Here is a 12,115-nt window from a genome sequence, read left to right on the forward strand (position 1 = left end):
CAAACTCTCAAGTTTGAAATCTGACATGGTCGCTGAATGCACGTTTGCATGATTGACGAGAACTCACACTGCTCTCAAACAACAACCGAAGTCGCTGCGAGAACAATCTGTTTTCTCTTAGAAAACGTGCACCCATCGAAAGTCTTTTAACTTCCACCGGAATTGCTTCCAGCTTCAGTTCGCAAGAACCTCGCCGTCCACGTTTCTCTTTCTTCTATCTTCACAATGTCAAAGAGCAGACCACATCGCCGTCGCCGGCAAAATCGTCACAGAAGCATCTCGCTTCCAGTTCCCAACAGAACGCAGAACCCTATCCGGTAAAACCGGCAGTGAACCGCCTCTGAAAGAAAACACCAGAACAGTGGGAGCATCACGCTCGACGTCGTCCAGTGCGCCGGGTTGTATTCAAGTCACTTAAGACTGTCAACACCCTTTTTTCTTTTTTCAAACCGGTCTGAATTGCTTCGGTCCGGTCTGATTTTCTACCGCAAACACGCTATCGTCCGGTTGCCCGGCAGAGCGCTTGCTCGTGCTAGAAAGTGTTGATCAGTGGGAGCGGCTTCGCTCGACGTCGTTCAACGAGGCGGGTTTTAGGATAGGGGCTCCCCCCTGTCAACGGTGGTTCTGAAAAATCGACATGGCATTGTCATTTTCCTGTCGCCTGCGCATGCCCGGCTGTGGACAACTCGCTGCGTCGCCCCCCGCTCAGGCCGGGCTGGCCTGGGGTTTTGTGCCTCTTGTTATCGTCGCGTCACCGACCAGCCGATTTCCCCTCCCAGCAGAGAGACCGCGTCGCCCTGTGGCGACGTCCGCCAGCGTTCCGTCACGACTGCCTGGGGGGAGCCTTGTCCCGCCTGGCCCCCGACCCGGCCCGCCGCGACTGCCGCCCCAGCGCAATCCATCGACAGGTTCCGCTGATATTCAGATTTAGCAAACGCTTTACCTATAGGTTTAAGGCCTTGTTGTAGCGCCCGACCCTGGCACCGTCGGGGCCCTTTTGCGTTGTTGGTTGTGAGTGTGAGGGTGTCATGGGCACAGTGGGTCAGATGCTGGCCGGCAATTTTGCCGTGGTTGCCCTGTTCGTGCTGCTGTGGTCGCGCACAGGCTATTGGCTCAAGAGTGTGCCGCGTCCCTGGCGCGATGGCCTTTTCGCGCTCAGCATGAGCCTGGGCACGGTTGCCGCCATGTATATGGCGGTCGAGATCCAGCCGGGCCTCTTTTTCGATCTGCGCCATGCCCTGCTGGCGGTTGCGGCCTTCTTCGGCGGCTGGCCGGCTGCAGTGGTGACTACGGCCATTGCCTCGATCTATCGACTGTCCATGGGCGGCGACGGCGGCTTTGCCGGCATTGTGGGCATTGTGGTTGCCAGCCTTTTGGGCCTGGCCATTCCAGCGCTGCTCCGCAACCGCCCGCGCGATGTCGGGCAGTTGGCGATCATGTCCGTGCTGTCGGCAGTGGGCGCATCGATCGCGCAATATCTGGCGCTGCCGAGCGGCACCTTGTCGCTTGTCGATGCCGTGCTGCCCAATTCCATTATGAATGCAGGTATTACGGCCATAGCGGCCATCGTCTATCTGCGGTCCTGGCGGCTATCGGCCGATCGCGAACTGATGGCGACAGCGCTGTTCCATGCGCCCGACTACGCCTATGTCATCGACGCATCGGGACGCTTTGTTGCGGCCAATGATGCGGCGGCCCGGCTGGTTGGCCGCGACAGCGCCACGGCGCTGATCGGCAAGACCTGTTTTCAGCTGCTGCCGCCCGAGGCGGCCCAGGCACACCACAGCCAGGATCAGCAGGTCCTGACCAGCGGCAAGCCCATTATCGATCTGCGCAGCCAGATGGTGGATGCCTCCGGGCAGTTGCGCAGCTATTCCACCACCAAGGTGCCGCTCCATGCCCCCGATGGTGGCACCATCGGCCTGGTCGGGGTCATGCGCGACATCACGGTTGCGCAGCAGCTGGCCGAGGAACTCACGCTTAACCGCGATACGCTGTCCTATGCACTGTCGGAGATGAATGGCGGCATCGCCATGATCGACAGCAGCGGCCATCTGATCTTCAGCAATGACCGCTATCGCAACAGCTTCCCCTATACCGGCCATCTGCGGGTGCCCGGCGCCGACATGCGCACCGTGCTGGCGGCGGTGATCGCTACGGGCGAACAGCTGACCGCGCCGCGGCAGCCCGACCCGCAGTGGATCGCGACCACCCTGACCCATCTGACCAGCCAGTGGGACGAGGAAGTCCAGCTGTTCAACGGCACCTGGCTGCAGGTGCGTGTCCACACCACCAGCAATGGCACCTCCATGGTGCTGGTGAGCGACGTCACCCGCTTCAAACAGGCGCAGGACGAACTCAATTCGGCTACTGACCAGCTCAAGCAGCTGGCGCGCACCGATGGATTGACGGACCTGCTCAACCGCCGCGCCTTTGATGAATCGCTGGAGGCCGAGATCCGGCGCAGTGCCCGCACCGGCACGCCGCTGAGCCTGCTGATGATCGATGTCGATCATTTCAAGGCTTTCAATGACCATTATGGCCATCCGGCTGGCGACGCCTGCCTGCGCCAGGTGGCCGAACTGCTGCGCGCCAGTCTCAAGCGTCCCGCCGATCTGGCGGCGCGCTATGGCGGCGAGGAGTTTGCCGCCATCCTGCCCGATACCGATGAGGATGGCGCCTATCTGGTGGCCGAAGCCTTCCGCCGGGCCGTCGCCCAGGCCAGGCTGACCCATGAGCGCAGCGACAAAGGCATTGTCACCGCCAGCGTGGGCGTGGCAACCTATATGCCGGACAATCTCGAGCGCAATGCGCTGGAGCTGGCCAAGGCGGCCGACGATGCGCTCTATAGTGCCAAGGCCGCCGGCCGCGACAGGGTGTTTGGCGCGCGCGTCGCCGGCAAGGAGCGTCGCTACGGCTCCTATTAAGGGCGCGGCGCCATCATCACCGGGCGGTGCGGGGATTTGAACCAATAGAACGGCCGGTGCAGTAGCTCGACCAGGGCGCACATCGTCGCCAGGCTCATCAGCAGCCAATAGGCCGGTAACAGCACCTGCGCCGGCAGAAGCGCGGGCCGGCCGGCGCGCACAAGGCCCAATGCGGTCTGCGCCAGCGTGCTGGCATAGCCCAGACACAGCACGCCAAGGTAAAACACCGGCCAGCCCCCCGCCTGCACCAGCGGCAGGCCGCGCAGCAAATGCCAGGCCACGCCGATGATCAGGCCGCAATGCAGCAGCGGCGCCAGGATCATGCCGAGCACCAGGGCCTCAAAGGCCAGCATGGGGCCCAGCCCCATCTCCTGCGCCAGGCGGACCGGCGCCCGATTGTGCACGATAAAGGTCTGCATCCAGCCCTTCATCCAGCGGGTGCGCTGACCCAGCCAGGGCCGCAGCCGTTCGGGCGCGTGTTCGCGGGTGCCGGTGGCCAGGGTTTCGACACGCAGGCGGCGGCGAGCCAGGCGCATGCCGAGATCGGCATCCTCGGTGACATTATAGGCGTCCCAGCCGCCCAGCTGGCGCAGCGCGGCAAGGCGAAAGTGGTTGGAGGTTCCGCCCAGCGGCATGGGCAGGCGCCAGCGGGCCAGCGCGGGCAGCAGCACGGCAAAGAGCCCGGCATATTCCCCGGCAAATAGAGCCGCCAGTAGATTGGCGTGGCCATTGTCGATAACCAAGGGCGCCTGCAGGCACATCAGATCCGGCGTGTCGCGGAAGCGCAGCGCCGCCTGCCAGAGCTGGTCGGGATCGGGCTGGTCTTCGGCGTCAAACACCACCACGAAGTCGCCGCGACATAGCGGCAGGGCATAGTCGAGCGCCTTTGGCTTGGTGCGCGGCGCCGTGTCGGGTACCGATACCAGTGAAAATCGTGGATCGCCCAGGCGGGCCTCGACAGCCGCCAGGGTTTGGCGCGAGGCGGCTTCGACCACGAATTTGATGTCGAGGCTGGCGGCTGGATAGTCCAGCGCGCGCATGCTGGCAAACAGTTGCGGCACCATGGCGGCCTCATTGCGCAGCGGAATCAGCACTGAATAGACCGGGAGTTCGTCGTCGGGCGGGCGGATCGGCATTGGCGCGGGCTTTGGGGCTGTCCCGACCGCGCCCAGCCGGATGGCGGCCGGGGCGATAAGCAGGGCCAGGGCCACAGGCAGCAATACGAGTTCGGCGGCAAAGGGCGCGGCCAGCACCATGGTGACCAGCAACAGCACAGCCAGGGCAAAGCCGTAGCGGGCAAGCGCTGTCAGCTCGAGCTGGGCACAGGCATAGGGCCAGCGCCGCGCCAAGCCCTGACGCGCGTCTGTCACCAGCGCATCGGACGCCGCATCGGCCAGATAGGCGCGCAGAGCGGGCGTCGGCAGCAGGCAGACACGCTGGCGCAACTGCGGTTGCTGCCGGAGGGCGCGGGCCAGCCGCAGCAGGCCGAAGAAATCGGGGGCGGCAAAGGCCACATCGCGGTCCAGAACGTGCAGGGTGAAGATCCGCACACCGGCCAAAGCCTCGAGCCGCGTGGGTTCCACATGGCCGGCCAGCGAGGGCGGCAGGCGCTCATAAAAGGCATAGCCGGCCCAGCGCGCCGCGCGCTGCATGGCCGTGGTTTCGTCGATGCCAAAAGCCAGGCAGCAATAGATGATCGGGTCGGTTTCGGCGTCCAGGGCGGCGTCGAGCGCGGCGCGGGCCGCTGTGAGGTCAGCGCCACCCAGGACGGCTGCCAGCAGCGACACCGCGTCGGACACCACGGCGAAGGCCCACGCTCACCGTCTCAGGCGGCGCAGGCGGACGGCCGAACAGAGAACACAACCCAGGGAAACCGACATCGGCATGGCTTGCCCCCAGCGGCCAGGATGATGCTGCAACCGGCGCCCACACGGGCGTCCGTAGAATTACTGACAGAGCCGCCACAAAAAACAAGACACCCCAGCAGTTTGCCGGGGTGTCAGGAGGCGATTCGTCGCGACGAGCAGACCAGTCCGCTGCTTAGTGCTGCACGTCGAACTGGTGCGGATTGAAGTGATAGGCCGTCGAGCAGAACTCGCAGACCACTTCGATCTCGCCATCGACGGCCATTTCCTCGCGGTCTTCCGCGGTGAAGCTGGTGGCCAGCATGTCCTCGATCTTGTCGGCCGAGCAGGTGCAGCGCTCGACGACCGGCAGGGGCGTGAACACGCGCACGCCGGTCTCGTGATAGAGCCGGAACAGCAGGCGTTCGGCACTGAGGTCCGGATCGGCCAGTTCGAGATCATCCAGGGTCGCCATCAGCGCCTTGGCTTCGTTCCAGCCATCGGGCGCATTGTCGTCGTGGTTGTCAAAATTGCCGTCGCCCGGCAGGTCCTGGGCATGGGACATGCCATGCTCGGGCAGATGCTGGATCAGCACGCCGCCGGCGCGCCAATGCGGACGATGGTCGCCCTTCTTGGTGAACTCGGCCACCGCCAGGCGGACCTGGGTGGGGATCTGTTCGGACTGCATGAAATAGGTGTGGGCCACCTGTTCGAGCGAATTGCCTTCCAGGGCCACGATGCCCTGGTAGCGCTCGGTATTGGGACCCTGATCGATGGTCATGGCCAGGTGGCCATTGCCCAACAGGTCCGCCGGACGGGTGCGGCCTTCCTCGGCCGCCTTGACCAGCGCGTCCTGGTCAAACCGCGCATAGCCGCGCAGCCCGTCGGGCGCGTCGAAATCGACCACCAGCAGGCTGACCGGACCATCGGTCTGGGTCTGGAGGATAAAGCGTCCCTCGAATTTGAGCGAGGAGCCGATCAACGCGGCCAGCACCACCGCCTCGCCCAGCAGGCGCGCCACCGGGGCGGGATAGTTGTGGCGGTTGAGAATGGTGTCGAGCGCATCGCCCAGGCGAACCGTGCGGCCGCGGGTATCGAGCTGATCGAGGGTGAAGGGAACAACCGCATCATCGCCGCTTTCCGGCCGGTCGAGCCCGAGGGCAGTCATGAGAGTGTCTGTCATGGTCGTCGTATCCGTCGTCATGGCGGTCTGTGGGCTTTCAAATCGGCTAGGCAACAATGATCTCAGCCCGCGGCCTCGGCAAGAGACTGCGGGCTGGTTTCAAAGTCCGGGCGGCGCCGCGCCCGTCGGCAGAGGGGCAGCTAGTTGACGTCGGCCCCGAAGGCCCAGCACAGGATGGCTTTCTGCGCGTGCAGGCGGTTTTCGGCCTCGTCCCACACCACTGACTGCGGGCCGTCGATCACCTCGTCGGTCACTTCATCGCCCCGATGGGCCGGCAGGTCGTGCATGAACAAGGCGTTTTTGTCCGCCAAGGCCATCAAGCTGGTGTTGACCTGGTAGGGTTTCAAGACCCGGCGGCGTTCGGCGACGTCCACGTCACCCATCGACACCCAGGTGTCGGTGATGACCAGGTCTGCGCCGGCCACGGCCTCGCGCGGGTCTTCGATCAGCTTGACGAAGTCCCCTGCCCGCTTGATGTCGTCCATCAGATCCTTTTCCGGGCTATATTCCTCGGGCGTGGCGATGGTCAGGTGGCACTCGAACAGCTCGGCCGCATTGACCCAGGAGTGCAGCACATTGTTGCTGTCGCCCACCCAGGCAACCTTGGCGCCCTTGATGCTGCCGCGGTGTTCTTCAAAGGTCATCAGATCGGCCATGATCTGGCAGGGATGCGCCCGGCGCGTCAGGCCATTGATCACCGGCACGGTGGCGGCCTCGGCCAGATCAAGCAGATCGGCGTGGCTGAGAATGCGGATCATGATGGCATCGACATAGCGGGACAGCACCCGGGCCGTATCGGCCAGGGTCTCCTCGCGGCTGAGCTGCATTTCCTGGCCGGAGAGCATGATGGTCTCTCCGCCCAGCTGGCGCATGCCAACGTCAAAGCTGACGCGGGTGCGGGTGGACTGGCGCTCGAAAATCATCGCCAGCACCTTATCCTTGAGGGGCTGGGGGCGATCGCCCTGCTTGAGGCGCGCCTTGAGCGAGGCTGCGGTGTCGAGCATGCCGCGCAGGTCTGCATGGGTGAAATCGTCGATCGAGAGAAAATGCCTTGGGGTGCCGGTCGAAGTCATGGGCCGGGTTCCTTTGTGACGCTATGAAGAGGGCCGCAACGCCATGGCGTGCGGTTTGATGCCTATCCTCCCCTTTTGGGGAGGGTTTGGGGGTCTGGTGTCGTCAGCTCTTGCTGCACGACACCGGCCCCAGCGCTCCCCAATCAGGGGAGAGAAAGGCAATTATCGTCGACGCCGCGCTTCGGGATAGAAGGCCATGGTCATTTATCCAACAGCCGGCGCCGTGGCCGTTTCGGCCTCGATGGCCTCAAAGGCCGCGCCGAGCTTGGCCATGGCTTCCTCGATATCGGCTTCGGTGACGATCAGCGGCGGGATGAGCCGCAGCACATTGTCCCCGGCGCCGACCGCCAGCATCTGGTGGTCATCGCGCAGGCGCGCCACGAAGTCGCGCACCGGCGGGGCGATCTTGATGCCGGCCAGCAGGCCCTTGCCGCGCAGCTCCACCACCTGGTCGGGGTATTTCTGCTGCAACTGCTGCAGGTGCCAGGCGAGCCGCTGGCCCATCTGGTTGACATGGTCGATGAAGCCAGGGGCCAGGATGCGGTCGAGCACAGCATTGCCCACCGCGGTGGCGAGCGGATTGCCGCCATAGGTCGAGCCATGCGTGCCGGGCACCATGGAGGCCGCGACCTCGCCCTTGGCAAGGCACGCGCCGAGCGGGAAGCCGCCGCCGATGGCCTTGGCTACCGCCACGATATCGGGGGTGATGCCGGACCATTCAAAGGCAAAGAAGCGCCCGCTGCGGCCATAGCCACACTGCACTTCGTCGAGCACCAGCAGCAGGCCGAATTCGTCGCACAGGGCGCGCAGGCCCTGCATGAACTCATTGGACATGGCGGTCACGCCGCCTTCGCCCTGCACGGTTTCGATCAGGATGGCGCAGGTCTGCGGCCCGATCAGGGCGCGCACGGCCTCGAGATCGCCGGGCTTGGTGTGCTTGAAGCCGGGCATGGCCGGGCCGAAGCCTTCCAGATAACTCGGGTTGCCGCCAGCAGCGATGGTGCCCAGCGTGCGGCCGTGGAACGAGCCGGTGAAGGCAATGATCTCGTAGCGATCAACCTCGCCCTTGGCCCAGAAATAGTGCCGCGCGGTCTTGATGGCGCATTCGATCGCCTCGGCGCCGGAATTGGTGAAGAACACGGAGTCCGCAAAAGTGGCGTCGACCAGCCGCTGCCCCAGCCGTTCCTGCTCGGGAATGGTGAAGACATTGGAGGTATGCCAGACCTTGTCGGCCGCCGCCTTGAGCGCGCTCACGATATGGGCGTCGCCATGGCCGAGCGCGTTGACCGCGATGCCGGAGTGGAAATCGAGATAGGATCGCCCGTGCTGGTCGTACAGGCGCATGCCTTCGCCCCGCTCAAAGGCGAGTTCGGAGCGGGCATAGGTGCCGTAGAGCGCAGACATGGGGCAAATTCCTTCTCAGAAAGACAGGGATGATGGCAGGCTTTGATGACGCCGTGACAATAGCGCCACAAAAACCAAAAACGCGCCATTTTTTCAGCGCGTTTGCGGTGCAGAGTTAGGCCAATTTTGCCAGATAAGTCAATGATCGCAGGGCAAGCCCCTGATTTGACTCAAAGATCGTTAGCGGAATTTTAACCAGTGAATATACGGGGAAACTCCCGGCCGACTCTTGATCCCGATTCCACCGATAGCGTAAACTCCTAGTCATTGGGAGCACGATATCTCGTGTAGCGGACCCACTCAACATACGACGCCTAGCGTTTGACGGCTGCCATGGCCATTTGGCAGCGCAATGAAGGATTCTGTTTTGACGATGGTTTCAGGAGCACAAACGGCGGGCTGGACTGATGAGCGCGTCGAGACTTTGAAGAAGCTTTGGATGGAAGGCCTCAGCGCCAGCCAGATCGCCGGACAGCTCGGTGAAGGCGTCACCCGCAATGCCGTGATCGGCAAGGTGCACCGCCTCAAGCTCTCCGCCCGCGCCAAGCCGACCAACTCCACCCCCCGCGCGCGTCCGGCGGCCCGTCCGGCGCCGCGCCGCGTCGCCAGCCCCTCCTCGGCCGGCATGTCCAATATGAGCGCCACCGCCAAGCCCCGTCCGACCATGTCATCGCGGCCACAGTCGATGGGCGCCACTGCTCTGGCCCACAATCCCGAGATGGAAACCCAGCTCTATGTCGCGCCGGTCGTGCAGGAGCTGTTCATTCCCGAGGACAAGCGCCTGAGCCTGCTGCAGCTGAGCGAGAGCACCTGCAAGTGGCCCATCGGCGATCCGCTGAGCAAGGATTTCTACTTCTGCGGCCAGCACAGCCTGGAAAGCGGCCCCTATTGCGAATTCCATTCGCGCCGCGCCTACCACCAGGTCGACAAAAAGCGCCGCTAAGCGCACCGACCAGCACTGAACCAAGGGCGCCCACGCGGCGCCCTTTTCGTTTTGGGGCATGCGGAACTGTTGTTGCGCCTGAGGGTGTTCCTCGATCCAGCCCCAACCACGGTGTCACGCCGGCCTTGAGCCGGAGCAGATCTCGGTGGGGCTGAATGCCTGATATCGGGGCCGACCCTCACCCCCCTCCTTCCTCCCCCATCAAGGGGGAGGTATCGCTCCACTCTTTGGGCACGATGGCGTTCAACCCACCGGGTTTCACCTCCCCCTTAATGGGGGAGGCTAGGAGGGGGTGATGGGAGCCACGATTTCTGGTTGCCCTATGTCGCCCCCCAACCCCGGGCCTAAAATGCCCCACCACCCCGCGCGGACGGCCTGCAGGCGAACAGTGGTGGGGTGAGTGGGTTTGGGGGAGCGCATTCCCCACAGGTACGCAGGCGAGTTGCCAGAGTAGGGGCGAGCGACCTTTGCTGCTCGTTCGGCTCCAAGAACCGGCGCCCCGAGGCGGCTTCGTCTCACTGTTTAGTTTCAACCAGAGGCGATCTCCGCCTCGGGGCTCGTCCATCGATTATAACCGCAACACAGGCGGGGTTTTGCCATGACCTTACGGCAGGAACACATCCACCCGCATGCCCTCGCCCGGCTTGCTCACGCTTGCCACCTTGCCTTCAACAAGAGACGGTAGTGTTCGCACCTTGCGGCGGAGAAAGACCGATTAGGCTATGAAGACCCAAAGCTTTGATATCGTCGGATCCAGCGGCCACCTGATCCCCACCTTGCTCACCCGGCATGGAGGCGCAGGGCTCGCGGTGTTTCTGCCCGGTCTGCGCTACGGCAATGACCGCCCGATGCTTCACTTCACGCAAAAATTGTTCGCTGAGCGCGGCTATGACGTGCTGACTGTCAACTATAGCTACCCCGGCATAGCCGAATTCATGGATGCAACTGAAGCCGATCAAAGCACCTGGCTCGACGCGGATGCGAGAGCCATACTGTCGTTCGTGCGTGGCCTTGCCAGTTCGCAAAGCCTGGTGGTCGTTGGAAAATCCATCGGGACGGCGCTCATGGCGCATATGGTGCCGCAATTGACGCAACAGGACACCACGCGGCTCGTTTGGTTGACGCCGTTACTAAGGGGCTCGTCGGAATTTGTGCGAATGCAGGAGTGCCACCAGGCCTCGTTCTTGGCGATCGGAACAGCAGATCCTGGCTATGATGCCGATATGGTCGCTCGGTTTCGCGCTCAAGGACATACTGCACAAGTGTTCGAGGCACTTGATCATGGTCTCGAAAAACCCGGTAGCGTCTCAGCCAGCATTGCAGCGCTCGCCGCGCTGCTCATCGCGCTTGAGCAGTGGCTAACCCCGTAATGGAAAGCCTTACGGCAGGAACACATCCACCCGCATGCCTTCGCCCGGCTTGCTCTTGATCGAAAGCTGGCCGCGGTGGCGATTGACGATGTGCTTGACGATGGCCAGGCCCAGGCCCGTGCCCTTCTTTTTGCGGCTGGCATCGGCGTCGATGCGATAGAAGCGCTCGGTCAGGCGCGGCACATGCTCGGGCTCGACGCCCGGACCATGGTCGATCACCGTCACCATATGCTGGAAACCAGCACGATTGGCCGGCGCCAGGCTCAGCTCGACGAATTCGCCGCTGGCGCCATATTTGATGGCGTTGTCGAGCAGGTTCTCGAACACTTCATAGAGCTGGCTGCGGTCGCCGATGGTGGTGGTGGACCCGGCAAACAGGCTGAGGCGGATTTCGACCTTGGCGGTCTTGGCCTGCATCATCAGCCCTTCGCGCACTTCGCGCAGCAGGCTGGCCAGATCAATGCTGGCGGTGGGGCGCACATGCTGGTGCATTTCGATGCGGGAAAGGCTGAGCAGATCATCGATCAGCTTGCTCATGCGTTCGGCCTGGCCGCGCATGATGCCGAGGAATTTTTCGCGCGCCGCCGGATCCTTGGCGGCGGGGCCAAGCAGGGTATCGATGAAGCCCAGCAGCGAGGCCAGTGGCGTGCGCAGCTCATGGCTGGCATTGGCGATGAAATCGGTGCGCAGGGCCTCGACGCGCTTGAGCTCGGTCAGGCTCTGGAAGGTCACCACCAGGCGACGTTCCTCATCAGCGAACCAGTCGCTGCCGGGTTGGCGCAGTGGCGCCACCACCACCTTGTCCCAGGTCTCGGCGGGTACGGTTTCATGCAGCTCGAAGCTGCGGGTGCTGCCGCTGCGCATGGCGCCGTCGATGGCCTGCACCAGCTCGGGATTGCGCAGCGAAAAGGTAATGGGATTGCCGTTGACCACGCCGGGGAACTGGCGGAGCGCGGCGGCATTGGCATGCAGCACCACGCTGCGACGATCCAGCAGCATGCAGGGATCGATCAGCGCATCGGCGAAGGCGGCAAAGGACGGGATGGTTGGCAACGTCGGGGCGATCACCTCCGGCACGACCACGACCGGCGCCGGTTGCGGGCGCACCACGGACGGGGCCGGTGACAGCAGCAGCACAGCGCTGAACACCGCCAGAATGCCGATGATTGCGGCAAGCGGCGCCAGGTCGCCGAACAGCACCAGCATCACAAAGACGCCGGCAATGCCCAGCAAGGGGCCGGCCTGGGCGATTAGTCGGGCGCGCAGCCGTGGGAGACGGGGAACGGGCCCCCCGGTTTGGGTATCGTGCATTTGTTTCTGTGATTCAGACAGTTGCCAGGCCCCTTGCAAAGGGACTGGTCTGTGTAGCAC

At 63.6% G+C, this 12,115-nt stretch carries 8 protein-coding genes; 3 read left to right on the forward strand and 5 right to left on the reverse strand.

Annotated elements, in window-relative coordinates:
* Positions 1 to 1,028: 1,028 nt before the first annotated feature.
* The gene (locus E8M79_RS00015) at positions 1,029 to 2,927 is read left to right on the forward strand and encodes a diguanylate cyclase (protein WP_137149884.1); all 1,899 of its coding nucleotides are present in this window, start codon (positions 1,029 to 1,031) and stop codon (positions 2,925 to 2,927) included.
* On the opposite strand, the gene E8M79_RS00020 is transcribed toward E8M79_RS00015, so the two are convergent.
* From E8M79_RS00020 to E8M79_RS00035, 4 genes are all read right to left on the reverse strand, one after another.
* Positions 2,924 to 4,729: a glycosyltransferase family 2 protein gene (locus E8M79_RS00020; RefSeq protein WP_137149885.1), complete on the reverse strand. Its 1,806-nt coding sequence runs from the start codon at positions 4,727 to 4,729 to the stop codon at positions 2,924 to 2,926. The two genes, E8M79_RS00015 and E8M79_RS00020, sit on opposite strands and share 4 nt — an antisense overlap.
* Before the next feature lie 238 nt (positions 4,730 to 4,967).
* Complete coding sequence (locus tag E8M79_RS00025) at positions 4,968 to 5,954, reverse strand: Hsp33 family molecular chaperone (protein ID WP_137149886.1); 987 nt, start codon at positions 5,952 to 5,954, stop codon at positions 4,968 to 4,970.
* 140 nt (positions 5,955 to 6,094) lie between these two features.
* A complete protein-coding gene (gene argF / locus E8M79_RS00030) occupies positions 6,095 to 7,027 on the reverse strand; it encodes an ornithine carbamoyltransferase (RefSeq protein ID WP_137149887.1) in 933 nt (310 codons plus the stop codon).
* Positions 7,028 to 7,231: 204 nt separating this feature from the next.
* Positions 7,232 to 8,431: an aspartate aminotransferase family protein gene (locus E8M79_RS00035; protein WP_137149888.1), complete on the reverse strand. Its 1,200-nt coding sequence runs from the start codon at positions 8,429 to 8,431 to the stop codon at positions 7,232 to 7,234.
* Positions 8,432 to 8,804: 373 nt separating this feature from the next.
* On the opposite strand from E8M79_RS00035, the gene E8M79_RS00040 reads away from it, so the two are divergent.
* Together E8M79_RS00040 and E8M79_RS00045 are read left to right on the forward strand one after the other, a co-directional pair.
* Positions 8,805 to 9,374, forward strand: a complete 570-nt coding sequence (locus E8M79_RS00040) for a GcrA family cell cycle regulator (protein WP_137150821.1) — start codon at positions 8,805 to 8,807, stop codon at positions 9,372 to 9,374.
* Positions 9,375 to 10,096: 722 nt separating this feature from the next.
* Entirely contained in the window at positions 10,097 to 10,744 is a 648-nt protein-coding gene (locus tag E8M79_RS00045) for a hypothetical protein (protein ID WP_137149889.1), read from the forward strand.
* Between the two features lie 9 nt (positions 10,745 to 10,753).
* Here the strand turns inward: E8M79_RS00045 and E8M79_RS00050 are convergent, their stop codons facing one another.
* Positions 10,754 to 12,055 (reverse strand): ATP-binding protein, encoded by a 1,302-nt coding sequence (locus tag E8M79_RS00050; RefSeq protein WP_171015640.1) that lies wholly within the window; start codon positions 12,053 to 12,055, stop codon positions 10,754 to 10,756.
* Positions 12,056 to 12,115: the final 60 nt, after the last annotated feature.

Source organism: Devosia sp. FKR38 (genome assembly GCF_005222805.1).
GTDB lineage: Bacteria > Pseudomonadota > Alphaproteobacteria > Rhizobiales > Devosiaceae > Devosia.

Bases quoted from the DNA above. Each gene is read 5' to 3' on its own strand.
- E8M79_RS00050 (WP_171015640.1), bottom strand. From the start codon at position 12,055: ATGCACGATACCCAAACCGGGGGGCCCGTTCCCCGTCTCCCACGGCTG.
- E8M79_RS00035 (WP_137149888.1), bottom strand. From the start codon at position 8,431: ATGTCTGCGCTCTACGGCACCTATGCCCGCTCCGAACTCGCCTTTGAG.
- argF (WP_137149887.1), bottom strand. From the start codon at position 7,027: ATGACTTCGACCGGCACCCCAAGGCATTTTCTCTCGATCGACGATTTC.
- E8M79_RS00025 (WP_137149886.1), bottom strand. From the start codon at position 5,954: ATGACAGACACTCTCATGACTGCCCTCGGGCTCGACCGGCCGGAAAGC.
- E8M79_RS00040 (WP_137150821.1), top strand. From the start codon at position 8,805: ATGGTTTCAGGAGCACAAACGGCGGGCTGGACTGATGAGCGCGTCGAG.
- E8M79_RS00045 (WP_137149889.1), top strand. From the start codon at position 10,097: ATGAAGACCCAAAGCTTTGATATCGTCGGATCCAGCGGCCACCTGATC.
- E8M79_RS00015 (WP_137149884.1), top strand. From the start codon at position 1,029: ATGGGCACAGTGGGTCAGATGCTGGCCGGCAATTTTGCCGTGGTTGCC.